The 22,687-nt window shown below is 63.3% G+C and carries 26 protein-coding genes and 1 pseudogene; 11 read left to right on the top strand and 16 right to left on the bottom strand.

The genetic code is table 11. From position 1 onward, the window contains the following. The first annotated feature begins 11 nt into the window (after nt 1–11). Both A9D15_RS10660 and A9D15_RS10665 read left to right on the top strand, forming a co-directional pair. On the top strand, nt 12–1,448 hold the full coding sequence (locus A9D15_RS10660) for a glutamate synthase subunit beta (RefSeq protein WP_066764746.1): 1,437 nt from the start codon (nt 12–14) through the stop codon (nt 1,446–1,448). Between the two features lie 111 nt (nt 1,449–1,559). Next, nucleotides 1,560–1,979 carry an SPFH domain-containing protein gene (locus A9D15_RS10665; RefSeq protein WP_066764749.1) on the top strand — a complete coding sequence of 140 codons (420 nt, stop codon included), beginning with the start codon at nt 1,560–1,562 and terminating at the stop codon, nt 1,977–1,979. Nucleotides 1,980–1,983: 4 nt separating this feature from the next. Here the strand turns inward: A9D15_RS10665 and A9D15_RS10670 are convergent, their stop codons facing one another. The 3 genes from A9D15_RS10670 to A9D15_RS10680 form a co-directional block, all read right to left on the bottom strand. After that, a complete protein-coding gene (locus tag A9D15_RS10670; RefSeq protein WP_066764751.1) occupies nt 1,984–2,379 on the bottom strand; it encodes a limonene-1,2-epoxide hydrolase family protein in 396 nt (131 codons plus the stop codon). A 56-nt stretch (nt 2,380–2,435) separates the two neighbouring features. Next, on the bottom strand, nt 2,436–3,158 hold the full coding sequence (gene phbB / locus A9D15_RS10675) for an acetoacetyl-CoA reductase (protein ID WP_066764758.1): 723 nt from the start codon (nt 3,156–3,158) through the stop codon (nt 2,436–2,438). 239 nt (nt 3,159–3,397) lie between these two features. After that, complete coding sequence (locus A9D15_RS10680; protein ID WP_082924434.1) at nt 3,398–4,162, bottom strand: Rho GTPase-activating protein; 765 nt, start codon at nt 4,160–4,162, stop codon at nt 3,398–3,400. Between the two features lie 406 nt (nt 4,163–4,568). On the opposite strand from A9D15_RS10680, the gene A9D15_RS10685 reads away from it, so the two are divergent. From A9D15_RS10685 to holA, 4 genes are read left to right on the top strand one after another with little or no spacing between them, the layout of a single operon-like run. Further along, nucleotides 4,569–5,015: a DUF3576 domain-containing protein gene (locus A9D15_RS10685; RefSeq protein WP_066764766.1), complete on the top strand. Its 447-nt coding sequence runs from the start codon at nt 4,569–4,571 to the stop codon at nt 5,013–5,015. 23 nt (nt 5,016–5,038) lie between these two features. Continuing rightward, nucleotides 5,039–7,561: a leucine--tRNA ligase gene (gene leuS, locus A9D15_RS10690; RefSeq protein ID WP_066764773.1), complete on the top strand. Its 2,523-nt coding sequence runs from the start codon at nt 5,039–5,041 to the stop codon at nt 7,559–7,561. Then, nucleotides 7,561–8,043: an LPS assembly lipoprotein LptE gene (gene lptE / locus A9D15_RS10695; protein ID WP_066764776.1), complete on the top strand. Its 483-nt coding sequence runs from the start codon at nt 7,561–7,563 to the stop codon at nt 8,041–8,043. Before leuS ends, lptE begins: the two co-directional genes overlap by 1 nt. After that, nucleotides 8,040–9,083 (top strand): DNA polymerase III subunit delta, encoded by a 1,044-nt coding sequence (gene holA, locus A9D15_RS10700; RefSeq protein WP_066764779.1) that lies wholly within the window; start codon nt 8,040–8,042, stop codon nt 9,081–9,083. Before lptE ends, holA begins: the two co-directional genes overlap by 4 nt. Before the next feature lie 55 nt (nt 9,084–9,138). On the opposite strand, the gene A9D15_RS10705 is transcribed toward holA, so the two are convergent. Beyond that, nucleotides 9,139–9,669, bottom strand: coding sequence for a hypothetical protein (locus A9D15_RS10705; protein WP_066764781.1), 531 nt, complete (start codon nt 9,667–9,669; stop codon nt 9,139–9,141). Between the two features lie 3 nt (nt 9,670–9,672). Continuing rightward, on the bottom strand, nt 9,673–10,107 hold the full coding sequence (locus tag A9D15_RS10710) for a hypothetical protein (protein WP_066764783.1): 435 nt from the start codon (nt 10,105–10,107) through the stop codon (nt 9,673–9,675). A 407-nt stretch (nt 10,108–10,514) separates the two neighbouring features. Here A9D15_RS10710 and A9D15_RS10715 point away from each other — a divergent pair, with 407 nt between their 5' ends. Then, entirely contained in the window at nt 10,515–11,432 is a 918-nt protein-coding gene (locus A9D15_RS10715; RefSeq protein ID WP_172807516.1) for a glycosyltransferase family 4 protein, read from the top strand. Here the strand turns inward: A9D15_RS10715 and A9D15_RS10720 are convergent. The 9 genes and pseudogenes from A9D15_RS10720 to A9D15_RS10760 form a co-directional block, all read right to left on the bottom strand. Further along, nucleotides 11,420–12,193 carry a sulfotransferase domain-containing protein gene (locus A9D15_RS10720; RefSeq protein ID WP_066764790.1) on the bottom strand — a complete coding sequence of 258 codons (774 nt, stop codon included), beginning with the start codon at nt 12,191–12,193 and terminating at the stop codon, nt 11,420–11,422. The two genes, A9D15_RS10715 and A9D15_RS10720, sit on opposite strands and share 13 nt — an antisense overlap. After that, a complete protein-coding gene (locus tag A9D15_RS10725; protein ID WP_066764793.1) occupies nt 12,190–13,527 on the bottom strand; it encodes a lipopolysaccharide biosynthesis protein in 1,338 nt (445 codons plus the stop codon). The genes A9D15_RS10720 and A9D15_RS10725 overlap by 4 nt, the downstream gene beginning before the upstream one ends. Beyond that, a pseudogene (locus tag A9D15_RS10730) lies at nt 13,524–14,739 on the bottom strand (WcaI family glycosyltransferase). Before A9D15_RS10730 ends, A9D15_RS10725 begins: the two are co-directional and overlap by 4 nt. A 19-nt stretch (nt 14,740–14,758) precedes the next feature. Next, nucleotides 14,759–15,706: a GDP-L-fucose synthase gene (gene fcl, locus A9D15_RS10735; RefSeq protein WP_066764795.1), complete on the bottom strand. Its 948-nt coding sequence runs from the start codon at nt 15,704–15,706 to the stop codon at nt 14,759–14,761. After that, nucleotides 15,703–16,641 carry an O-fucosyltransferase family protein gene (locus A9D15_RS10740; protein WP_066764796.1) on the bottom strand — a complete coding sequence of 313 codons (939 nt, stop codon included), beginning with the start codon at nt 16,639–16,641 and terminating at the stop codon, nt 15,703–15,705. The genes fcl and A9D15_RS10740 overlap by 4 nt, the downstream gene beginning before the upstream one ends. Nucleotides 16,642–16,681: 40 nt before the next feature. Further along, nucleotides 16,682–17,752 (bottom strand): GDP-mannose 4,6-dehydratase, encoded by a 1,071-nt coding sequence (gmd, locus tag A9D15_RS10745; protein WP_066764802.1) that lies wholly within the window; start codon nt 17,750–17,752, stop codon nt 16,682–16,684. A gap of 117 nt (nt 17,753–17,869) precedes the next feature. After that, nucleotides 17,870–18,430 carry an LptA/OstA family protein gene (locus A9D15_RS10750; protein WP_082924413.1) on the bottom strand — a complete coding sequence of 187 codons (561 nt, stop codon included), beginning with the start codon at nt 18,428–18,430 and terminating at the stop codon, nt 17,870–17,872. Further along, nucleotides 18,427–19,074 (bottom strand): LPS export ABC transporter periplasmic protein LptC, encoded by a 648-nt coding sequence (gene lptC / locus A9D15_RS10755; protein ID WP_066764805.1) that lies wholly within the window; start codon nt 19,072–19,074, stop codon nt 18,427–18,429. Before lptC ends, A9D15_RS10750 begins: the two co-directional genes overlap by 4 nt. A 42-nt stretch (nt 19,075–19,116) precedes the next feature. Beyond that, the gene (locus tag A9D15_RS10760) at nt 19,117–19,737 is read right to left on the bottom strand and encodes a ribonuclease D (protein WP_066764807.1); all 621 of its coding nucleotides are present in this window, start codon (nt 19,735–19,737) and stop codon (nt 19,117–19,119) included. An 80-nt stretch (nt 19,738–19,817) separates the two neighbouring features. On the opposite strand from A9D15_RS10760, the gene A9D15_RS10765 reads away from it, so the two are divergent. The 4 genes from A9D15_RS10765 (at nt 19,818) to A9D15_RS10780 (ending at nt 21,873) form a co-directional block, all read left to right on the top strand. Next, nucleotides 19,818–20,498 (top strand): uracil-DNA glycosylase, encoded by a 681-nt coding sequence (locus A9D15_RS10765; RefSeq protein ID WP_066764814.1) that lies wholly within the window; start codon nt 19,818–19,820, stop codon nt 20,496–20,498. Nucleotide 20,499: 1 nt separating this feature from the next. Beyond that, the gene (locus A9D15_RS10770; protein WP_066764818.1) at nt 20,500–21,009 is read left to right on the top strand and encodes a GNAT family N-acetyltransferase; all 510 of its coding nucleotides are present in this window, start codon (nt 20,500–20,502) and stop codon (nt 21,007–21,009) included. Nucleotides 21,010–21,082: 73 nt separating this feature from the next. Next, nucleotides 21,083–21,643: a GNAT family N-acetyltransferase gene (locus A9D15_RS10775; RefSeq protein ID WP_066764821.1), complete on the top strand. Its 561-nt coding sequence runs from the start codon at nt 21,083–21,085 to the stop codon at nt 21,641–21,643. Next, nucleotides 21,640–21,873, top strand: a complete 234-nt coding sequence (locus A9D15_RS10780; RefSeq protein WP_066764824.1) for a ribbon-helix-helix domain-containing protein — start codon at nt 21,640–21,642, stop codon at nt 21,871–21,873. Before A9D15_RS10775 ends, A9D15_RS10780 begins: the two co-directional genes overlap by 4 nt. A gap of 3 nt (nt 21,874–21,876) precedes the next feature. On the opposite strand, the gene A9D15_RS10785 is transcribed toward A9D15_RS10780, so the two are convergent. Beyond that, nucleotides 21,877–22,356, bottom strand: coding sequence for a DUF305 domain-containing protein (locus A9D15_RS10785; protein ID WP_066764826.1), 480 nt, complete (start codon nt 22,354–22,356; stop codon nt 21,877–21,879). A gap of 66 nt (nt 22,357–22,422) precedes the next feature. Further along, on the bottom strand, nt 22,423–22,668 hold the full coding sequence (locus A9D15_RS10790) for a hypothetical protein (RefSeq protein WP_066764830.1): 246 nt from the start codon (nt 22,666–22,668) through the stop codon (nt 22,423–22,425). Nucleotides 22,669–22,687 lie beyond the last annotated feature (19 nt).

Raw genomic sequence — 22,687 nt, forward strand, 5'->3', positions numbered from 1 at the left:
GTCAGCAAACGATGGGCAAGGAAACGGGCTTTCTCGAACTCGACCGTGTCGACCGCACTTACGCGGATCCGGCCGAGCGTCTGCAGCACTACAAGGAATTCGTGATTCCCCACACCGAGGACGGACTGCGTTCGCAGGCCTCGCGGTGCATGAATTGCGGCATTCCCTACTGTCACAACGGCTGTCCGGTGAACAACATCATCCCGGACTGGAACCACATGACCTATGAAGGAGACTGGAAGGAGGCGCTGATCACGCTGCACTCCACCAACAACTTCCCCGAGTTCACCGGCCGCATCTGCCCCGCGCCCTGCGAGGCAGCCTGCACGCTGAACATCACGGACGAGCCGGTCACCATCAAATCGATCGAATGCGCCATCGTCGACAAGGGGTGGGAGAACGACTGGATCAAGCCGCAAGTGCCGGAAAAGCGGACTGGCAAGTCGGTTGCCGTCGTCGGCTCGGGCCCGGCGGGCATGGCATGCGCGCAGCAGCTCGCCCGTGCCGGCCACTCGGTCACCGTGTTCGAGAAGAGCGACCGCGTCGGCGGCCTGCTCCGTTACGGCATCCCGGACTTCAAGATGGAAAAGCACCTCATCAACCGCCGCGCGGCGCAGATGGAGGCTGAGGGCGTCAACTTCCGCACTTCGACCGAAGTGGGCGTCGACATTTCCATCAAGACGCTGAAGGAAAACTTCGACGCGGTGGTCCTGGCTGGCGGCGCTGAAGACGCCCGCACGCTCGACATCCCCGGTTCGGAAATGAGCGGGGTCCGCCTCGCCATGGAATTCCTGACGCAGCAGAACAAGCGCAACGCGGGCGACGACGAACAGCGCGCCGCCCCGCGCGGTACGCTGACCGCGACCGGCAAGCACGTCATCGTCATCGGCGGCGGCGACACCGGTTCGGACTGCGTCGGCACCTCGAACCGCCAGGGCGCGGCGAGCGTGACGCAGATCGAGATCATGCCCAAACCTCCCGAAAAGGAAAACAAGGCGCTGACGTGGCCGAACTGGCCGCTGAAGCTGCGGACGTCGTCCAGCCACGAGGAAGGCGTCGACCGCGACTGGGCGATCCTGACCAAGCGTGTCGTCGGCGAAAACGGCAAGGTCACCGGCCTCGAATGCGTCCGCATCGAGTGGGAAGGCCGCGAGATGAAGGAGATCGAGGGCAGCGAATTCACGCTGAAGGCAGATCTCATATTGCTCGCCATGGGCTTCGTCGGCCCGAAGAAGAGCGGTATGCTCGATCAGGCCGGTCTCGAATATGATCCGCGCGGCAACGTGAAGGCCGACACCGTGTCCTATCGCACCAGCGACGAAAACGTCTGGGCTTGTGGCGACATGCGCCGCGGGCAGAGCCTTGTCGTCTGGGCCATCCGCGAAGGCCGGCAGTGCGCCCGCTCGCTTGACGAGGCGCTGATGGGCGTGAGCGAACTCGCCCGTTAATCGGCCTAGCCGCTGAAAACAGAAAAGGCGCGTCCCATAGGGCGCGCCTTTTTCTTTTGTGCTGCGTCACTTGAAGCTACTCAAGAATAAAATCAATCTTTGGGGGTCTCAATGAACAATCCGGCAGCGTCGATCTTGAAACTTGGTGGCGCGCTCGCGTTCCTGCTCCTTGTCATCGTCGGGGGCGGGCTCGGGTCTTGCGCGGCCTATAACTCAGTCCGCGTCTGGAACGCCGAGACCGCGGGCGAAGCGGAACTCGCTCAGGCATCGCAGAACCGCAAGATCGCGGTCCTCGAGGCGCAGGCCGCACTCGATAGTGCAAAACTGAAAGCCGATGCAGAGATCGAACGCGCCAAGGGTCTGGCCGAAGCCAACCGCATCGTTGCCGACAGCCTTGGCGGGCCCGAAGGCTACTTGCGCTACCTCTATATCCAGAACCTTGAGCAATCGCGCGGGCAGATCATCTATGTGCCCACGGAGGGCGGCTTGCCCATCCTAGAAGCGGGACGGCGCGCAGTTCCGGCGAACTAGCCGGTCAATCGTCGCCCAGTTGCGCGGCGAGCCCAGCGGTGTCGAAATAGTCGCGCCATTCGGTGATCTTGCCGTCCTCTACCACGAAGATGCCCATCACGCCGATGCTCGCGACAACGCGGCCATCGGCGGCGACGACCTCGTCGATCCGCTCGTTCAGGACACGGTTGCCCTCGCTCGCGCTGGTCAGGGTTTCGACGCGGATGTGGCTGTCGGGGCCGGAGACCTCTTCGAAGCCTTCGATGAAGGCCAGCGTCTCATCAATCCCGCGCGTGTCGGACATGCCGACGTTGATGTAGCGGGTGTCGGGCGTGAAATAGAGCTGCACGGCCTCGGCGAAGCCGCCGGGCCTGCTCCACATCGACAGGAACGTGTCGACGGTTTCGGCAGGTGAGGGCATGGGTCTTCCCCGTTCGCAAGAAAGGTGCGGCGGACCCGAAGACCCGCCGCCCTTTGTCAGTACATGTGCTGACCGCCGTTGATCGACAGCGTCGAACCGGTGACGAACGTCGCATCCTCTGCCACGAAAAAGGCGACGCCGCGTGCGATTTCATCGGCATGGCCGAGGCGGCCGACCGGGATCTTGGCGATGATCTTTTCGAGGACCGGTTCCGGCACGGCGGCGACCATGTCGGTGTCAATGTAACCCGGTGCGATCGCGTTCACGGTCACGCCGTACTTTGCACCTTCCTGTGCCAGCGCTTTGGTAAATCCGTGGATGCCCGACTTTGCGGCGGCGTAGTTGACCTGTCCGTATTGACCGGCCTGGCCATTGACCGAACCGATATTGACGATGCGGCCCCACTTGCGTTCGCGCATGCCGGGAAAGGTTGCCTTCGCCATGTTGAAACAGCCGCCAAGGTTGACGCGCATGACTTCGTTCCAGTCCTCCCAGGTCATCTTGTGCAGCACGCCGTCGCGAGTGATGCCGGCGTTGTTCACCACGACATCGATCGGGCCGAGTTCATCGGCAATGCGCGCGCAGCCTTCGAGCGTCGCTTCATGGTCGCCCACGTCGAACTTGTAGGTGGGGATTCCGGTGCGGTCGGTAAACGCCTTCGCCTTCTCGTCGTTGCCTGCATAGTTCGCGGCAACGGTCATTCCCATTTCTTTGAGTGCGAGGCTGATACCCTCGCCGATGCCACGGCTTCCCCCGGTGACCACTGCAACTCGACTCATTGGATACTTCCCTTTCAGTTGCTCTCCTTGCGAGCCAGCCTATGGGCCGGTCCCGCTCTCCACAAGCGGACTTTCGTCGCACCCTGCCTTAGCGAAACTATGCTGCGGTGCAACATAACGCAATAGTCTTTTCGCAAATGCAGCATAGACGTTCGGATAAGGCGCGAGGGCACGATCCGATCAGCCGCTAACAGGACACGAATTTTGTGAAAGCGCCGCGACAGGTGCGGCGACCCGGATCAGAAGCGGAAGCGCGTTCCGACGTAGACGGACTGGCTGTCCTGCTGTCCATCGGTCAGCGGGGTCAGGCGGTCACGGTCGCTCTGGTAACGGATACCGGCAGTGACCTTGAGGTTGCCGGCTACGCGATAGGCGCCGCCGACGTCGACCGACATGTCGTTCGAACCAGAGAGCGTGCGCGGCGAGGCACCGGGCAGGTTCTGTTTCTCGTCAAGCTCGACCACGGTGCTGAAGCGGCTTTTGTCGCTGGGCGCCTTGGCGGGCGTGAAGGTGCGAAGGTCGGGCGCGCCGATTTCGCCGATCGGGCTGCCGACCGTCAGGCTGCGCTTGCCGGTCTGAAGCACGTCGTCCGACTGAACGAAGCTCTGGTAGCCGCGCGACACGCCCAAGTTGAAGGCGACCGGCGCGACACCGGTGACGCCGCGACCAGCCTTGTCGGCGGCCTTGCGGACCGAGATGGCCTGCGCGGTTTCGGAATCGACGCGGACCGCGACAGTGATCGAACGTGGGCCCGTTTTCGTGCCGGCGGGCGTAAAGCGGAAGAGCGACCCCGCATCACCGCCACTACCGCTTACGCGGCGCAGCGTGTCGACCAGCTTGGGATCGACCGAAGACGGCGTGAAGGCGCCGAGGCCGTCGGCGGCCGCGATGCTGAGATCGTGAATAGAGCTGCCGGAAACGGCGGCCACTGCGGACGACAGGCCGACCACGCAGGCAGCACCGGCGAGCAGGCCGGTGCCTGCACGCGTTACGCGCCTGAACATGGATGCTTTTCCCGTCGCCATGATGGCTTCCCGCTATCTCCGTCTCTCAACCGACCCTACGCTGTTGCGACGGGCCGGTTCCCAGCTGCGACCGGTTTTTGGCCACGTCAACCAAGCTACTATGCAATCCGTGTGCCTGCCAAGCCTTGATGTGTCGCTGAAAACCGATTCAGCGCAATATGTTGCAAGGAATCCGCAGGGTGGTTTTTCGGCCATCTCCGGTTAATCGTCACAGCGCCTTATACCGGCCCGGCGAAGTCTGCACCTGGCCTTAGTCCTATTAAGCAACGGTGGTAGTCCCGCCTCGACGCTTGCCGCCCGCCGTTGCGCGGGATAGAGCATGCCCGAGCCGGACGAAGCAGATGCTTCGCAAGACATTCATTCTGCCCAAGGATACTGAGATTCGATGATCGGCAAGACCACCACTTTCGCCAAGACGCTGTTGCTGACCGGCGCGCTGGCCGCGCTTTCCGCATGCGGCGGCAGCAAGGACGCGGTCAAGGCCGACCTTGCGGCAAGCCAGGTCACCACGATCGGCGTCAACGCCTACCTCTGGCGCGCCAGCCTCGACACGCTGAGCTTTGCACCGCTGGTCCAGACCGATTCGAACGGCGGCGTCATAGTGACCGACTGGTATACGAACCCCGCCAATCCGGGTGAGCGTATGAAGGTCACGGTCACGATCCTGGATCAGGACCTGCGCGCCGATGCACTGCGCGTTGCCGCCAGCCGCGAGGTTTCGCAGGGCGGGGCATGGGTCGCGTCGCCGGTCCAGGCCGCCACGATCCAGAAGCTGGAAGACATCATCCTCACGCGGGCGCGCGAACTGCGCCGTGACGCGCTGACCGGCTGATCGTACGCCAGGGGCATTCGAAGATGACTGAAGAGCGTTTCGATCCGTCGGTCGCCGACGGACGCTGGCAGCGCGCGTGGGACGAGGCAGAAGTCTTCCGCGCGGATTCGAACAGCGACAAGCCGAAGAGCTACGTGCTCGAGATGTTCCCCTATCCTTCGGGGCGCATACACATCGGCCACGTACGAAATTACACGATGGGGGACGTGCTGGCGCGCTTCAAGGCGATGACCGGGTGCGAAGTACTCCACCCGATGGGCTGGGACGCGTTCGGCATGCCGGCCGAAAACGCCGCCATGGAAAAGGGCGTGCACCCCGGTGGCTGGACGCGCGAGAACATCGCCAACATGAAGGCGCAATTGCAGCGCCTTGGCTTCGCGCTCGACTGGAGCCGCGAGTTCGCGACCTGCGATGCAGAATACTACGGCCACGAACAGGCGCTCTTTCTTGAATTCTACAAGCATGGCCTTGTCTATCGCCGCGAATCCGCGGTGAACTGGGACCCGGTCGACATGACCGTGCTGGCCAACGAACAGGTCATCGACGGGCGCGGCTGGCGTTCGGGCGCACTGGTCGAGAAGCGCAAGCTGTCGCAGTGGTTCCTCAAGATCACGCAGTTCGCCGACGACCTGCTCGAAGGGCTGGACGGTCTCGACAAGTGGCCGGAAAAGGTCCGGCTGATGCAGGAAAACTGGATCGGCAAGTCGACCGGCCTGCAGGCGCACTTCAAGGGTTCGAACTTCGACGAGACGATCGAGGTCTATACCACGCGCCCCGACACGATCTTTGGTGCCAGCTTCGTTGCGGTTGCCGCCGATCACCCGATCGCGCAGGCCCTTGCCGACACGAACCATGAAGCCGCCGACTTCATCAAGCTCTGCAAGGCCGGCGGCACGACCGCGGCCGAGCTGGAAACGGCGGAAAAGCTGGGCTTCGACACCGGCCTGAAAGTTACGCACCCTTTCACGGGTGAAGATCTTCCGGTGTGGATCGCGAACTTCGTGCTGATGGAATACGGCACCGGCGCGATCATGGCCGTGCCGGGCCATGACCAGCGCGACTTCGAATTCGCGACCAAATACGGCCTTCCCATCAAGCGCGTCGTCGCGGCCAGTAAGGCTGACGCCGACAAGCCTTTCGCAGGCGAGGCCGAGGCAGGTGAGGGCATAGTCGTCAATTCGGACTTCCTTACCGGCCTCTCGGTCGAGGATGCGAAGACCGCGATAATCACCCGCGCTGCTGAAGACGGCTGGGGCGTTCCCAAAACGCAGTATCGCCTGCGCGACTGGGGCGTTTCGCGTCAGCGGTACTGGGGCACGCCGATCCCGATGATCCACTGCGACGCCTGCGGCGTGGTGCCGGTGCCGAAGGACCAGCTTCCCGTCACGCTGCCCGATGACGTGGATTTCAAGACGCCGGGCAACCCGCTCGACCGTCATCCGACGTGGAAGCATGTCGATTGCCCCAAGTGCGGCGCAAAAGCGCGGCGCGAGACCGACACGCTCGACACGTTTGCCGATTCCAGCTGGTACTTCCTGCGCTTTGCCAGCCAGCCGGGCGACAAGCCGTTCGACGCGGCCGAAGTCGCCAAGTGGCTGCCGGTAAACCAGTACATCGGCGGGATCGAGCACGCGATCCTGCACTTGCTCTACGCCCGCTTCTGGACGCGCGCTCTGGCCCATTGCGGCATGATCGAGGTGAAGGAACCCTTCGCCCAGCTCTTCACGCAAGGCATGGTCACGCACGAGACCTACAGCCGCGAGGCCGATGGTCGGCCGGTCTATTTCAGTCCGAGCGAAGTCGTGCGCGACGGCAATGGCGCGACCTTGAAGGACGATGGCCAGCCCGTCGAAATCGGCCGCGTCATCAAGATGTCGAAGTCGAAGAAGAACGTCGTCGACCCGGATGAGATCGTGGCCCGGTACGGCGCGGACGCGGTGCGCTGGTTCATGCTGTCCGACAGCCCGCCCGAACGCGACCTGCCGTGGAGCGAGGCCGGCATCGAAGGTTGTGGCCGTTTCGTGCAGCGCCTGTGGCGTCTGTTCGGCCAGTACGACGCGAATGCCAAAGGCGACGACAAGGCGTTGGCGCGCAAGATGCACCAGACGATCGCCGCGGTTGCCGACGATATCGAGGCCTTGAGCTTCAACAAGGCCGTGGCGCGCATCTACGAGCTGACCAATGCCGCCGAAAAGGCCGCGCCTTCGGCCAGCCGCAGCGAGACGATCCGTGCTCTCATGCTGCTCGTCGCGCCGATGATGCCGCACTTGTCGGAAGAGGCGTGGAGCCGCGCACGGATGGACGGCCTTATCGCCGAAGCCGCATGGCCTACTTATGAAGAGGCGATGCTGGTCGAGGACGAAGTGACCATCGCCGTGCAGGTGAAGGGCAAGCTTCGCGACACGCTGACGGTGGCCAAGGGGACCGGCAAGGACGAACTGGAGGCGCTTGCGCTTGCCAGCGAGAAAGTCCAGCGTAACATTGATGGAGCGCCCGTCCGCAAGGTGATCGTGGTGCCCGACAGGCTGGTGAACATCGTCGTCTGATGCGCTTTCTCGTACTCCCTCTTGCCCTGATGCTGTCCGCCTGCGGGCTGTCGCCCATGTATGCGGGCGGTGGCGACGGGCAGGTCGCGACGGGGCTGTCCTCAGTTTCGGTGAGCGCGATCCCCGGACAGCAGGGCTGGCTGATGCGCGATGCGCTCAATGACCGGCTCGGCTCGGCCAGCGCGTCGCCGCGTTATCGGCTCGACGTGCGGCTCGACGATCAGCTCGAAGGGCTTGGTCTGCTCTCGGATGACACGATCGGGCGCGAACGCCGCACTTTGCGTGCGCGTTATCGGCTGGTCGATCTTGCGACGGGTGAAACCGTACTCGACGCCACGGCCGGTGCCGATGCGGGTATCGACGTGGTCTCCAGCGAATATGCGACGATCGCGGCCGAACAGACTGCTCTTGAAAACCTGACGGTCGAAGTCGCTAACCGCATCGTGACCAGCGTGGCCTTAAAGCTGCGCACGGCAGGGTGAAGGCGACACAACGCAACTTCGCCTCTGCCGCTGCGGGTGCGGCGCGCAAGGCGCGGATCTTCTTCTTCTGCGGTCCCGACGAGGCCGGTGCCCACGGCGCTGCGGCGCGCATCGTCTCCTTGCTCGACGCGCCGGGTGAGAAAGTCGAGATCGAGGGATCGGATCTCAAGAAGGACCCGGTCCGACTGGCGGACGAGACCCGCTCCACTTCGCTCTTCGGTGACCGCCGCCACATCATCGTGCGCGCCAATGGCGATGAAGCGCACGACGCGGTGAAGATCCTGACCGACAGCGATGCGGCGGACATTGCCGAGGGCTGGCCGGTCCTGATCGTCGCGAGCAGCGCGACCGACAAGTCGCGCACGGCAAAGCTGCTGGAAAAGCGCGACGATGCGCTCGTCGTCATGTTCTACCCGCCCGACCTCGCATCGGTTACGGGCGAAGTGCGGCGGCTGGCCGATGCGGCGGGCCTGCGTATGGGATCGGAACTGGCGCAGCGCATCGCGGGTTCGGTCGGGCTCGACATCCGAATGGCGGCATCCGAAGTCCAGAAGCTCGCGCTCTATCTCGATGCCGATGCGCAGGCCCCGCGCAGCGTGAGCGCCGAAGACCTTGACGCCATCGCGGCAGAGACAGAGGACGACGGCATGATGCCGCTGGTCGACGCTGTGCTGTCGGGCGATGCGGCAGCAGTGCCGCACGAACTGGCGCGGTTCAAGCAGCTTGGCCTCAACCCCGTCGGTACGGTCCTCGCGATGGAGCGGCGCGTGGCGCAACTGGCCCAGCTTGCCGCGCGCATGGGCGACCGCCCCGATGTTGCGGGCTTCGTTAAGGGCGAGGTCGATGCCCGCCGCCTGTTCTTCCGCGACAAGGACGCGATCGCGCGTCAGCTTCAGCTATGGCGCGGCGCGCGTCTTGCCAGACTGGGCGAAAGGCTGATCGAACTGCACCGTTCGCTGCTCGCCGACAGCCAGGCTGCACCGCTTCTTTTCGCGGCTGGCTGCACTCAGATCGCGCAAGCGGCCCGTGGACGCAGGTAACCGCATTCGACAGGTTTTATGAGGCGTTCGGCGTTGGCTTGTCCGGCGTGCGGTTCTATAAGGGTTTTCCCTTAGCCCCACTGAACGACATCGAAACAGCCACGTGAACCGGCCCTTCAGATCTGGCATATTCACCGTGTCCGAACCGCACGCCAGCCGACCACTGCGCGCCTTCACCCGATTGCAGCGTAATCTGCGTGTCACCCGCCGCAACCGGAGCGCCCAGCTCCGACATGACCGTGGGATAGGCCCACGTAGTCCAGCCCGAGGCCTGGACGCCGCGCGAGTAGCGAAATTCGAGCGTGGAGCCATTGCCGTCGAGCAGCCTCATCCCTTCAGGGACGATTACGGCAGGTTGCTGGCTCACCGTATGGGACCGGATCGGTGCCGTCGCAGAGATCCGTTCGAGCGGGTAGTAGCCGTGCGCTAGCCTGACGACGGTCTTGCCGTCGGCAAAGGCGTTTTCGAAGGCGGCGGTATTGACGTTCCTGTTGCCGTCTTCGGCAAGGCCATAGTCTTCAAGCGCCGGGACCTGCCGGGCGAACGAGCGCGCCGCGAGGCCGCGTGCGATAATGTCCTGTCCCATGGCTCAGTGCTCCAGCCGGTAGTTCAGCGTGCCGGACGTGACGGCAATTTCCAGGTAGAGCTGCACATTCGCGGTCGGCTCTTCCCAGACCTGTTCGCAGGCATTGCCGGTAAAGCGACCCCAGGGCTGGCCGCCCAGCGTAAGGGGCTGACGCGTGGCGCCGCCATCGCTGGAGCGGGTGACGGAAACGCTGCCCGTCCATGTTCCTTCGAGCACGATCGTCACCGCTTTCCCGGCAGCCGGGGAGAAGGGCGCGGACGTCGCGGTGCCGGTCGCGCTTCCGGTCAGCCGGGACGGGAGAACAACCGCGCTGCCGTCGGACGAAACGGGCAGGGGGAAATCGCTGGAAACGGGGACGACCGTACCGTCTGGGGCAAGCACGCCGATACTGTTGAGTGTTGCGTAACCACTGGGAACGCGCAGGGGCGGATTTGGCATTGGCACCTCCTAGGGATTGATTCGGAGGATGAAATAACCAAATAGGTTATTGTAGGAAAGTTCTTTGCCCCAGCGGGGTTTTGAGCCATGCACCCGCGATGTCACGGCCTCGGTTCCAGCATGCGCAAAGTTCGATACATTCGAAATTCGTTTGTGTAATCAACCGAAACCGGGACTATTATCAGGTTCCCCTCGCGCTTCACGAGATGGGAATGCTCGAACGCCTCGTGACCGATTTCTATGCGCCGCGATGGCTTGCCCGGTTCTTGCCCCCAATCCTGCGACGGCGCCGGATCGAGGGGCTGCCTGCATCGAAAGTCAGTCCTGTGGGTCGCAGCTTTGCCATGCAAGCTGCGGCAGTGCTCCTTCGCCGCCCGATTGCGCCAGTGATCGCTCGGATCAATCGAATGCATGCCGAGCGCGGAGCAAGGCTAGCGGCGAAATCCGGCGCTCATCTCTACTGCTACGGTAATTATCTTCCCGAACCGGCAGACAGGCCGCCGCATTCCGGCATCATCGATTTCGAATTCCATCCGCATCCCGGTCTTACCCGCAAGCTCCTGACCGAGGATGCAGCCCTCTTTCCCGAAGTCGCAATCTCGCACGCCGAAGAGATCGCGGCACTTGACCGAGCGGCGATCAACAACGCCTGGAGGCAGGCCGACGCGATCGTCTGTGCCAGTTCGATGACGCGCAGGACGCTCGAATTTGCGGGATGCGACGCGAACAACATCACCGTGATCCCCTACGGCTTCCAACCTTCGGAAGTGCCACCGCCCGACAGGCCGACGGGCAGATGCGAATTTCTGTTCGTGGGGCAGGGGATTCAGCGCAAGGGGCTGCATCACCTGCTCCGCGCATGGGCCGCCAATCCACCGCGAGACAGCAGGCTGACGGTCGTGGCATACAGGATCGATCCCGGTATTGCGGCGTTGGCAACGCATCCGACAATCCGCCTGCTCGGTTATCTGGACAGACCCGCACTGCAAGAAATTTACGCAGCAAGCGACGTGTTCGTCATGCCGTCGCTCGTCGAAGGGTTCGGCCTCGTCTATCTCGAAGCGCTGGCAACTGGTTGCCACGTGATCGCCACCACCAATACCGGCGTCCCCGACCTTGCGCTTGGCGGTGACGCAGCGACCGTCATTGAACCCGGCGACCTGTCACGGCTCGGCGAGGTCATGCATGACCTCGCCGAGAGGAAATGTTCAGGTCTTCTAGACCCACAAGCCATTGCCCGTCAGGCAGCCACCCGCCCGTGGTCTACTTTCCGACGGGAAATAGGGGATCACGCCGCGCAGTTCCTTCGCAGCTACAAGGTGTAACCCAATCGCTCCATCAGCGGGCGATAACCGTGGCGGTTGAGTAGGGCTTCGGCCTCTGGCCCGAACTGGGCACGCCAGCCTCCGACCGAGCCTGACCGGACGAATGGCCGGGCTTCGGGGGCGAGGTTCTGTTCCGATTTTGCCTTGGCGCGGGCAAAACTGTGCCGTTCGGCAATCATCGTAGCCCGCGCATTATCGAGAGAGACACCGGCCAAGGCGCCGACGACCCGCGCCAACTCCTCCGGCGTGTCAGCACGCAGTGCTTCGTAGCTCGTGTGAACGACATCCCGTTCGGCCCACTGCCGCGCGAAATCGGGCCAAGTGAAACGCGGGACGACCGGATTTTCATGGATGTAGGCGATGAATGCGGGAAGGTTCGCTGCGACATCGTCATAGTCTTCGAACGGCAGGGCTTGGCGCATTCCTGCTACCAGTTTGCCGTTCCCGAAAAGTTGATCGCCGTATTCGCTGATGAAGAAGCAGTGATGATAGAGCGAGACGAGCACGTCGCGCGGATCGCGCCATAGCACGACGACATTCCGCAACAGGCCCGGACGAAGGAAGTGTCCGTGCACCAACGCCTTCTCGACCCGCACGGGTTCATTACGACGAAACGGCAAGTCGAGCGCGTCGGCCAGCATCTCCGTCAGCCAGCTGCCACCGCATTTGGGAAACTCGTTCACGACGTAATAGGGCAGCACGCCCGACAACAGGTGGACAAGCACCTTGTGCCGGAAGGCGAAGATCCGGTCGCGGTTCATCGGTCGTGTCCCCTGCCAGACAGCGATTGACCTAGCGATACAGGGTTCAGCATGACCGGCCCGGCCCAGCGCTGGATCGAGTAGCCGACAGCGAGAACCATGACCGCTTCGAGCAAGAGCCCGGCGAGCGCTGCTCCGGTGATGCCTAGCGCGTGGACAAGCGGGAATGTCAAGGCGAGCGACAGGGCTGCCGACGCGGCGTAGACGGCGGTGTAGATTTCGTGTCGGTTGATCGCCAGCAGAAGGTCCGAAACAGGGGCCCACAAGCACTGGCAGAGCACCAGCACACCGAAAGCCGCGATCATGGCCTGAGGCGCATCGATCGCCCCGCTGGTCCAGACTTCGAGGATTTGCGACCCGCCAAAGCCCACAACGGTTGCGCCAGTGATCCCCACTGCCAGCGAGGCGACCAGCAAGCCGCCGGAAATACTCGATGAACGACGCGTATCGCCGCGTGCGCGAGCAGCGGCAAATTCGGGCATGAGCGGGATGGCGAGCGGCGCGAGAAGCTGCGCGGGCAGCCGCGAGATGGTACGCATCGCGGCATAGACGGGGATGACCGCGGTTCCGGCGACGGCACCTGCAGCGATGGCGATACCTTGCAGGTACCCCGCTTGCGAAATCGGGAGCAGCATCGCGGCAAGCGATGGGCGCCAAAGCTCGGCAATCCGGCGCTTCGAGGCGTTCGAAAATCCGAATCGCAGCCAGGAGGCGAACCCATTTACCCAGATGGCAAGCAGCGCGATGCCGAAAGTCCGCAAGATCATCATCGCCCCTGCCGCATAAAGCGGGCTGTACCCGGAACCCGCCAACAGGATGACGGCGATGCTTTCGACAAGATAGCAGGTGGCCATGATCGCGGTCGCACCTGCAAGACGGCCTTCGGCTTTTGCCGAGCCGACAAGCAACGGCATGAGCACGATCATCGCTGCATAGATGCCGAAGAAGCCCAGTACCCGGCGCGCTTCCCGCCCGCTCATCCCGTTGTCGATCACCATAAGGCTGTCGGGCGCCAGCATCGCGACGCACAAGCATCCGAGAGAGATCAGGACCGCGCCCGACAACACCATGACGAGTGCGGACTGGAAGGTCATACGAGCTTCTTCCGGCGCATCGATCGCAATTTCGCCGACCATCCTATTGCCCGCGACAGTGCCGAAGCCGAAGTCGGCTGCGGCGAGGAAAATCGGGATGCTGGCAAAGACCAGCCACTGGCCATAGACCTGCAGGCCCCATGCGTTTGCAAGCACGGGAATCAGCGCCAGTTGCACCAGCGCATGCACGGCCTTGGAATATCCGACCGCGAATATACCCCTGGCAAGGCGCGCTCTCATCGCGACACCAGTTCCATCGCCTTGTGCTCGAAACGGTCGATGATCGCTTTTTTCGCCCATCGATCCGCCGCGCACCGCTGCCCGTTCACGCCATATTCTCGCGCGCGGGCTGCATCGTCAGCGAGCGCGGCGATGGCTTTTGCGAATGCCGTATCGTCGCCCGGCTGTGTGACGATGCCGCAATCCGCGACTTCCATGGCAAGGCTCGTGCCCGGCGCCGCCGTGGCGACAACAGGGCGGCCCGAAGCCAGCATGTTGGTCAGTTTTGAAGGCAGAACGAGATCTGCTGCGCCCGCAATCTGGGGAAGCAGATGGATGTCGGCGGTGGTCAGCAGGTCGCCAAGGCGTTCCACCGGCTGCAGCGAGTGAAACTGGATATTTGCCGAGGTCACTGGCATGTTCCTCGAGCCGGGCACGGTTCGGTCCTTCGCCGCAGATGACGAAGACAATGTCGTCCCGGCTCTGCAACCGGCGCGCAGCATCGATGACGAGTTCAAGCCCTTGCTTTCGCGCGATATTGCCTGAATAGAGCGCGACCTTGCGGTTGCCGAGGTTCCATTCGGTTCGGTAGCGCCCGCCATCGGCATGCGCAAAAAGGTCGAGCGACTGGCTCCAGTTCCGCAGTTCGAAAAGGCGTTCGGCAGGTACGCCCTTGGCGGCGAGCTTTTCGAGCATGCGGGGACTGATCGAGGAAACGACGTCGGGCATCTCCAGGATGCGGCGCTCGACCGCGAATGCCGCGCTTGCTACCTGCCCTTCGTGGGGCAACAGGCCGGTCGCCATCGCGGCGTCGACCTCCAGGTCCTGAATGTGCAGCCAGAACGGGATGCCTGCCTGTCTGGCCACTCGCCCGGCAACGCGGGCCGCGAGAAGCGCCGGGGCCACGCTGATTACGAGGTCGGGCCGGTCCGCCTGTTTCAGCGGCTTTCGGCTGGTGGCGGCAAAGCTGAGGTAGTGGGCGATGCGTCTGGCCCCGCTCGGCTCCGCCGGGACATAGACGGGGACACGCGTGACTTTCACGCCGTTTTCGGTCCGCGTGTAGGTTCCAGAAGGCTCACCTTTGCGGAGCTTCCATTGCGGGTAGAACGGCTTTGCCGCGACGACCTCGACCGCGTGGCCGCGCGCGGCCAGCTCTTCGGCAAGTCCGCCCGAATAGACACCGATCCCGACCGCGTCGGGCAGGTATTGCAGGCTGTGCAGCAATATCTTCATGTCGGGCAGCGAGCGCCTGTCAGTCTTGCGCTTCGCGGGCGACGAAGTGGCCGTAGGCGTCCGCAATCCCTTCGCGCAGGCCGATGCGGGGCGACCAGCCCAGCGCCTGAAGGCGGCTTGAATCCATCAGCTTGCGCGGCGTACCGTCAGGTTTGGTCGCATCGAAGCTCAGTTGGCCTTCGAAGCCCACGACATCGCACACGGTCCGGGCAAGGTCTGCGATCGCGATGTCTTCGCCAAAACCGACATTGACGTGATCCTCGCCCGAATAATTCTTCAGCAGGAAGACGCAGGCATCGGCCAGATCGTCGACGTGGAGGAACTCTCTCAGCGGCGTACCGCTGCCCCAGACGGTGATTTCCCCGTCGCCCCGCTCTTTTGCCTCGTGCGCCTTGCGTAACAGGGCGGGCAGGACATGGCTGTTCTTCAGGTCGAAGTTGTCGCCGGGCCCATAGAGATTGGTTGGCATCGCCGAAATGAAATCGCAGCCATATTCGCGGCGATAGGCCTGGCATAGCTTGATGCCGGCGATCTTCGCGATCGCGTACCATTCGTTCGTGGATTCGAGTGGTCCCGTCAGCAGTGCGTCTTCCGAAATCGGCTGAGGGGCCATTTTCGGATAGATACAGGAGGAACCGAGAAACAGCAGCTTTTCCGCCCCGTTCTGTGCCGCGGCATCGATGACGTTAGCCTCGATCATGAGGTTGTCGTAGAGGAACTGCGCCGGATAGGTGTCGTTCGCAAGGATGCCGCCCACCTTGGCGGCGGCGAGGACCACGACATCGGGCTGCTCGCTTGCAAACCAGTCACGCACCGCACTCTGCTCTCGCAGGTCCAGTGCGCGGTCGGTCGTCAGGACCTCGCACCCCTCGGCGGCCAGCCGCCGCACGATGGCGGAACCGACCATGCCCTTGTGCCCGGCGACATAGATGCGCTTGCCGGTGAGACTGAATGTGGCTGCGCTCATAACTGTCCCGTGCCTCGCTCACGCGCTTCCTGTTCCAGGACACCCTGTTCGGGAAACGGCGTTTCGGCAAGAATTGTGCGATTGATGGTGACGGTCTTTTGCGCCGGGTTCAGCAGGCGCGAAATCGAAGAAAGGTACGACGACGTTCTGAAGACGCGCGTGGCCCGGGAAATCAGCCAGATATTGACCAAAGCCTCGCGCGCCTTGTCTTCGGGCGCAAGCGAGGAAAAATGACGGGGCATTCCTTCGGGAACTTCGCCGATATCGTAGCTCGCGAAAGTGACGCCGCCGTGCCGTTTGCGTAGCGCGTCTGCCAAGCCCGGATCATCGGTTGCGAGGAATACGGTTTCGCCCTCGCACTGGCGCAAGGCATCGTCGGACGCTGCAAACATCTGCCGATAGTCGACCTTGCCGGAATCGAGCACCTTGTCAGTGCCGCGAAAGTGAATCGCGGTGTCGTAGGGCCCGATCGACGCCGCAGCCGCTTCGATGGCATCGGACAGGATTGCCGAAGGCCGGAAATGCGCAGCCATTAGCGCGTACGCCCGGTCCAACGGAACATGCTGCGGCGCGCGGTGACGGATCAGGTACTCGCTGGCAAAAAGGCCCAGCGGTGCCGTCTGATTACCGGTTCCGCGTTCGAACCAGTGCCGGAAGACATCCGCGCGGCCATCGCCATAGAGCGGGCTCGACGCCCTGATTTCAAGCTGTGTCCCCGCATCTTCCGCCCACGCATGGAGTAGGAGAGCATGGGCGATGAGTCCCCCCATGCCGACAGGCCGGTCAAGGTCGATCGCAAGCGATCGGCGTCGCCGCTCTGCCAACGCAAAGGCGCGGGCGCCCAGGGCCGCCTTCGCCACGCGCGCGACACGCGTCCGCCCCCGCACCAGCGTCGGCCAGAGCGGTCCGGCAATATCGCGGATTCGGTTCTTCAATATGGGCTCGTCGCTTTGGCGGTTCGTCGGCAGGCTAGTTCTAGTCCGCCTTGGCGATCGGGGCGTTTTGCATCACGGCAAGATCGGCCTCGAGCATTTCGCGGGCCAGTTCGCGCACGCTGGTCTCGTGGCTCCAGCCGAGACGCTGCTTTGCCTTGGACGGATCGCCGATCAGCAGGTCGACCTCGGTCGGGCGGAAATAGCGGGGGTCGACTTCGATCAGGACTTTGCCGGTGGACTGGCAATAGCCTTTCTCGTCGATACCCTCGCCGCGGAAATCGACCGGGATGCCCGCATCCTCGAAGACCCAGCGCGCGAATTCGCGCACTTCCACCGTTTCGCCGGTGGCCAGCACATAGTCGTCCGCCTCGTCCTGCTGGAGCATCATCCACATGCCCCGCGCGTATTCCTTCGCATGGCCCCAGTCGCGCTTGGCGTCGAGGTTGCCGAGATAGAGCTTTTCCTGACGGCCCAGCTTGATCGCGGCGGCGGCGCGCGTGATCTTGCGCGTCACGAAAGTCTCGCCGCGAAGCGGGCTTTCGTGGTTGAACAGGATGCCGTTCGACGCGTGCATGCCATAGGCCTCACGATAGTTGATCGTGATCCAGTAGGCATACATCTTGGCCGCGCCATAAGGGCTGCGCGGATAGAACGGTGTCGTCTCGCGCTGCGGGACTTCCTGCACCATGCCAAACATTTCCGACGTCGAGGCCTGGTAGAAGCGGGTTTCCTTCTCCAGCCCCAGAATACGGATCGCCTCCAGCAGGCGCAGCGTGCCGATACCGTCGGCGTTCGCGGTATATTCGGGCGTCTCGAAGCTGACCTGAACGTGGCTCTGCGCGGCAAGGTTGTAGAGCTCTGTAGGGCGGGTTTCCTGCACGATGCGGATCAGGTTCGTGCTGTCCGTCAGGTCGCCATAATGCAGGTGGAAACGTTGATGCGGGGTATGCGGATCCTCGTAGATATCCTCGATCCGGCCCGTGTTGAAACTGGACGAGCGGCGCTTGATGCCGTGGACCTCGTATCCCTTCTCAAGCAGAAGCCGCGACAGATAAGCCCCGTCCTGGCCGGTGACGCCGGTGATCAGGGCTACTTTGCGATCTTGGGGCAAGGGAGACGCTCCGAAAAAGGGTATGCTTGGAAACGCCGCGCACCATAAGTTGCGCGCCGCGCTATGCAATGTTGCCAGCGGCGTAATCGACGGGCGACACGCCTTGGATCGGCAGGTTTACTCGGGTACCGAGAAGCTTCCGCTGACCCGGCCGTTCGACGAAGTCTCGCCGCCGGCAGAGGACGACGAACCCGCGCTGCGTCCATCGACGCTCGACACGCCGGTGTTGAGGTCGATCACAAGGCGGCCTCCGTTCAGCGTGTCGGACCCGCGGCGCAGGCGCACATCGCCGACCAGCGTGATGATCCGGCGGTTGAAATCGTAGACCCCGACGTTGCCGCGTGCCGTTTCGTTGCCGCGCGCAACCTGCACGCCGCCGGTGGCGGTGATGCGCTGGATCTTGAGCGCGCCGGCATCGGTATAGTTCACGATCGTGCGACCGGCATTGAGCCGCAGGTCGCCCTGCTTGATCGCGACGTCACCTGAAAGCACGACGCGGTTTTCGCGGTCCTGCAGCTCGATCCGGTTTGCGGCATAGTCCACCGGCTGGTTCGAGTTGAACCCGGCGATAGACTGAGCGGAAAGCTGTTGAGCGCCGAGCATGACGGCGGCGGTGAGGCCGAAACCTGCAAGGCCTGCGCGAAGCGAGCGGGATTTCAGAATGGTCTTCAAAGTCATCGGGGCATCCTGAGTGAGCCGGGTTCCATGCGGAGCCGGGCGTCTCCGATAAGCGATACGGTGCGGGCCTGCAAATCAGCCTCGAGCCGGTCGGCGCTGAAGGTGCCGGCAGGGATGCGACCTTCGACCCGGCCGGTGCCGACCAGCTTCTTTTCCGACAGGTCGAGCGAGACGTTGCGCGCGATCATGCGATAGCCGTCGGCCGCCATGAAATTGACGGCGCCGGGCACCGAAACGGTATCGTCGCCGAAATCGTATATGCCGTTCTGCGCGCTCAATTCCGCAGGTCCATTGTCCAGCAGAATGCGCGCGGTCAGGTCGTCCATTTCGATCTTGCGGACCTCGCGGGTCTTCTGGACGGCATTGCCCGCCATGATGGCAAAGGGCCGCCCCTCGGCGTCGAGGCCGCGGTACATCGCCTTGTTCACCGAGATGCGGTTGGGCGTGACCTGCACCTTGTCCCGGTCGAGCAGGAAGCTGATTTCCCCGCGCGGCGACAGCGGCGCAAGGATCATCAGCGCAAAGAGCACGCCGATCGCGACCGGCAGGACCAGTACGAGAAAACGCACGAGCTTGTCATGCGCGCCGCCGGGCGCCGCCATGTGCTGGCGCTTGTCGCGGATAATGTCGGCTTCGGCGGTCATGGCTCGTTATATGGGGTCCGATCCTCTCGGGCGAAGGGCTTATCAGGCCTCGTGGCTGAACAGGTCCTTGTCTTCCCAGCCAGCAAGGTCGAGCAGCGCGCGCGTCGGCAGGAAATCGAAGCAGGCCTGCGCGATTTCGGTGCGGCCTTCGCGTTCGAGGCGCACCCGGAAAATCTCAACCATCTCGTGCAGGAAGCGCACGTCACTGGCGGCGTATTCCTTCTGCGCCTCGATCAGCGTTGGCGCGCCCCAGTCGCTCGACTGCTGCTGCTTGCTCATGTCCTTGCCCAGAAGCTCGGTGACCAGATTTTTAAGGCCATGGCGGTCGGTGTAGGTGCGGGTCAGCTTGCTGGCGATCTTCGTGCAGAACACCGGCCCTGCCATAACGCCGAGGTAATGCTGGATCGCGGCAAGATCGAAGCGGGCGAAGTGATAGTACTTCTCCCGCGAAGGATCGGCGAGCACGGCCTTGAGATTGGGCGCATCGTAATCGCTGCCGACCTTGAAGCGGACGAGGTGTTCGTCGCCCTTGCCGTCGCTGATCTGTACGACGCACAGCCTGTCGCGCCGCGTGACGAGGCCCATCGTTTCCGTATCGACGGCCACGGGGCCGGGTGCGAGCACGCCTTCGGGAAGGTCTTCTTCGTGGAGGTAAACTGCCATGAATGGCCCTTAGGCCGAATGGGGAAAGAGGGAAAGGGGCGGCTGGCGGCAGAAAGGCAAAAAGCCTAATCCCTTGCACGATGAATGGTGAGGCGATCCCGCAATCCTGGGCCCCGGTGCTCGAACCCGTGCTTGCGTCGGACGAGGCGCGCAAGCTGGGCGGCTGGCTGCGCGGGGAGGAAGCGGGCGGCAAGACCGTCTATCCGCCGCGGGGAGAGCGGCTGCGCGCGCTGGACCTGACACCGCTGAATGAAGTGAAAGTGGTGATCCTGGGGCAGGATCCCTATCATGGGCCGGGACAGGCGCACGGGCTGGCGTTCTCGGTGCCTGACGGGGTGAAACTGCCGCCCTCGCTGCGCAATATCTTCAAGGAACTGGAAGCTGACTGCGGCACCCCGCCTTCGGGCAATGGGGACCTCACCCGCTGGGCCAAGCAGGGCGTGCTCCTGCTCAACAACGCGCTGACGGTAGAGGCGGCCAATGCGGGGTCGCACCAGAAACGCGGCTGGGATGCGATCACCGATGCCTGCGTTGCCGCAGTCGCAAGGCGCGAGGAACCGAGCGTCTTCATACTTTGGGGCAGTCACGCGCAGGGCAAGGCGCGGCGTATTCCCGAACTGTCCGGCGACACCCGCCACTGCGTGATCGAAAGCCCGCACCCCAGCCCTCTTTCGGCCCATCGCGGGTTCTTCGGATCGAAACCCTTCAGCCGCGCCAATGCCTTCCTGAAGGCGAACGGGCGCGAGCCGGTGGCGTGGTGACATGAAAATCGAGCTTTTCCCGCTGACCGAGGCCGACGGGCCCGAAATGATCGCGGCGAATCGCGCCGCGCGCGGGCACCACGGCGATTTTGCGTCGCCCTGCATCGATGCAGAAAGTTTTGCCGCATGGCTGGAAGTCGCCACGGCGCCCGCCAATCGCACTCGCATCGCGCGGACCACAGCGGGCGAACTGGTAGGCGTTTTCAACGTGACGCAAATCGCGCTGGGCAACTTTCGCAGCGCCTATCTCGGCTATCACGGCTATCCGGCGACGGCAGGCCGCGGGTTGATGACCGAGGCGATGGGCGAAGTGCTGCGCTTTGCCTTCACCGAGGTCGGGCTGCACCGGATCGAGGCGAACATCCAGCCGGAGAACACCCGGTCCATCGCGCTCGTGAAGCGGGCCGGTTTTCGCAAGGAGGGTTACAGCCCGCGATACCTGATGATCGGCGGGCAGTGGCGCGATCACGAACGCTGGGCGATCACGGTAGAGGACTGGCACGGTCGATGACTGGACCGGATGAGGGCGGTTCGGGCATCATGCACGAAGTGACTCAGTGACCTGCGCTTACGGAGCTTGTGCGATGGAACTGGTGCGCCCAACACTGGCGATGCTGCCCGAATACCGTGACGCGCTTAAGCGCGGGTTCTCGCCGCACAACATCAACACCGAACGCGTCCGTCAGCAGCAACTGGAGCAGATTGAGGAAGATCCCGAGGGGCTGATTGCCGTGATGCACGATCCCGACGGGAAAGGCCCGCCGATCGAGATGCCCGACGGAACGCTCAAACCGCGCCTTCCCGGCATTACCCGCTGGATGTGGGAGGATGGCACCTTCATCGGCGCGATCAACTTGCGCTGGGCCAAGGGGACGAGCGCGCTTCCCGAAGGTGTGCCGGGCCATATCGGCTACACGGTCGCCGAATGGCACCGCGGCAAGGGCTATGCGACGCGTGCGCTGATCCAGATTTGCAAGGAAGCGCGCGACATCGGTCTTGAATACGTCGAACTGACCACGGATCAGGACAACATCGCCTCGCAGCGTACGATCGAGAAAGTCGGCGGGCGCGTCGTCGGGACTTTTGACGCGGGCGACATGCACCACCCCTGCCACGAAACGCTGCTGTGGCGGATCGACCTGTGAGCGATCCCTATCACCCACCGGTAAAGCGTTCTGTCGAGATCGCGGGTCACAAGACCTCGATCAGTCTCGAACCGATTTTCTGGGACATGCTGAAGGATGCCGCCGCGGCGTCGGACATGTCGATCAACGCGCTGGTCGCGAAGATCGATGCCGAGCGGATCAGGAGCGAAACGCCGCCGGGGTTGGCCAGCGCCATCCGCGTATGGCTGGTGAAGGCGCGGCTGCCCTGACGGTCAGTGGATCGGGGCGGGTTCGCCCTCGGCATCGCCGTTCGCCTCGATATCGGCGATCAGCGCCTCCATCTCGCCGATTTCCCTAACCTGAGCATCGATGATGCCATTGGCGAGATCGCGCACGCGCGGGTCGGAGATGTGGGCCCGGCGGCTTGTCATGATCGCGATCGAATGGTGTGGGATCATCGCTTTCATGTAGCTGACATCGTCCACCGTTTCCTGGCTACGCACGAGCCAGAGCGATCCTGCGAAAACGGCGACGCTTGCGCCCATGATCAGGAACTTGACCGGCGGACGGTCGTACATCTTCCACATGAAGCCGAGCATGATGACGGCCATGACCGCCCCCATCAGCAGAGCCATCCACGCACGCGTCTGGCTGAACCAGATGTGCGACATCTCATAGGTGTTGAGATACATCAGGCCGTACATCACCACGGTCGATGTCGCGATCATCGCGAAAAAACGCTTATAGGTCATGGCGGTGCGGGCCTTTCAAAGCAGAAGGGGCAGGTTTCCCCGCCCCTCGCTTCGTTTTTCAGGCGATCAGTACGTCGCTGCCGGATCGCTTGCCGGGAAACTCTCGTCGAGCGTCTCGTCGGTCTTCGACCAGGTCTTCGGCTTGTCGCGCATGGCATCGGGACCAGCGTCGCGGACCGGGGTGACCTCGTTCGAGGGCGTGGCCTTCGGGCCTTCGTCGTCGTAGGCGGCGGGAACGCCGTTGCGGTTGGTGTAATAGCGATACCCGGCATAACCGAGCGCGCCGAGGGCGGCCATCTTGATGAGACCCATGATGTTTCTCCTTGGTTCT

The sequence above is a fragment of the Croceicoccus pelagius genome (genome assembly GCF_001661915.1).
Classification (GTDB): domain Bacteria; phylum Pseudomonadota; class Alphaproteobacteria; order Sphingomonadales; family Sphingomonadaceae; genus Croceicoccus; species Croceicoccus pelagius.

What these genes read in the sequence shown, in the direction of transcription:
- A9D15_RS10725 (WP_066764793.1), bottom strand. Translation starts at nt 13,527, where the DNA reads ATGAGAGCGCGCCTTGCCAGGGGTATATTCGCGGTCGGATATTCCAAG.
- A9D15_RS10775 (WP_066764821.1), top strand. Translation starts at nt 21,083, where the DNA reads ATGGAACTGGTGCGCCCAACACTGGCGATGCTGCCCGAATACCGTGAC.
- A9D15_RS10765 (WP_066764814.1), top strand. Translation starts at nt 19,818, where the DNA reads ATGAATGGTGAGGCGATCCCGCAATCCTGGGCCCCGGTGCTCGAACCC.
- A9D15_RS10685 (WP_066764766.1), top strand. Translation starts at nt 4,569, where the DNA reads ATGATCGGCAAGACCACCACTTTCGCCAAGACGCTGTTGCTGACCGGC.
- phbB (WP_066764758.1), bottom strand. Translation starts at nt 3,158, where the DNA reads ATGAGTCGAGTTGCAGTGGTCACCGGGGGAAGCCGTGGCATCGGCGAG.
- lptE (WP_066764776.1), top strand. Translation starts at nt 7,561, where the DNA reads ATGCGCTTTCTCGTACTCCCTCTTGCCCTGATGCTGTCCGCCTGCGGG.
- leuS (WP_066764773.1), top strand. Translation starts at nt 5,039, where the DNA reads ATGACTGAAGAGCGTTTCGATCCGTCGGTCGCCGACGGACGCTGGCAG.
- A9D15_RS10750 (WP_082924413.1), bottom strand. Translation starts at nt 18,430, where the DNA reads ATGACTTTGAAGACCATTCTGAAATCCCGCTCGCTTCGCGCAGGCCTT.
- A9D15_RS10710 (WP_066764783.1), bottom strand. Translation starts at nt 10,107, where the DNA reads ATGCCAAATCCGCCCCTGCGCGTTCCCAGTGGTTACGCAACACTCAAC.
- A9D15_RS10705 (WP_066764781.1), bottom strand. Translation starts at nt 9,669, where the DNA reads ATGGGACAGGACATTATCGCACGCGGCCTCGCGGCGCGCTCGTTCGCC.
- A9D15_RS10785 (WP_066764826.1), bottom strand. Translation starts at nt 22,356, where the DNA reads ATGACCTATAAGCGTTTTTTCGCGATGATCGCGACATCGACCGTGGTG.
- A9D15_RS10770 (WP_066764818.1), top strand. Translation starts at nt 20,500, where the DNA reads ATGAAAATCGAGCTTTTCCCGCTGACCGAGGCCGACGGGCCCGAAATG.
- A9D15_RS10720 (WP_066764790.1), bottom strand. Translation starts at nt 12,193, where the DNA reads ATGAACCGCGACCGGATCTTCGCCTTCCGGCACAAGGTGCTTGTCCAC.
- A9D15_RS10680 (WP_082924434.1), bottom strand. Translation starts at nt 4,162, where the DNA reads ATGTTCAGGCGCGTAACGCGTGCAGGCACCGGCCTGCTCGCCGGTGCT.
- A9D15_RS10760 (WP_066764807.1), bottom strand. Translation starts at nt 19,737, where the DNA reads ATGGCAGTTTACCTCCACGAAGAAGACCTTCCCGAAGGCGTGCTCGCA.
- fcl (WP_066764795.1), bottom strand. Translation starts at nt 15,706, where the DNA reads ATGAGCGCAGCCACATTCAGTCTCACCGGCAAGCGCATCTATGTCGCC.
- A9D15_RS10715 (WP_172807516.1), top strand. Translation starts at nt 10,515, where the DNA reads ATGCATGCCGAGCGCGGAGCAAGGCTAGCGGCGAAATCCGGCGCTCAT.
- A9D15_RS10665 (WP_066764749.1), top strand. Translation starts at nt 1,560, where the DNA reads ATGAACAATCCGGCAGCGTCGATCTTGAAACTTGGTGGCGCGCTCGCG.
- A9D15_RS10790 (WP_066764830.1), bottom strand. Translation starts at nt 22,668, where the DNA reads ATGGGTCTCATCAAGATGGCCGCCCTCGGCGCGCTCGGTTATGCCGGG.
- A9D15_RS10660 (WP_066764746.1), top strand. Translation starts at nt 12, where the DNA reads ATGGGCAAGGAAACGGGCTTTCTCGAACTCGACCGTGTCGACCGCACT.
- A9D15_RS10670 (WP_066764751.1), bottom strand. Translation starts at nt 2,379, where the DNA reads ATGCCCTCACCTGCCGAAACCGTCGACACGTTCCTGTCGATGTGGAGC.
- lptC (WP_066764805.1), bottom strand. Translation starts at nt 19,074, where the DNA reads ATGACCGCCGAAGCCGACATTATCCGCGACAAGCGCCAGCACATGGCG.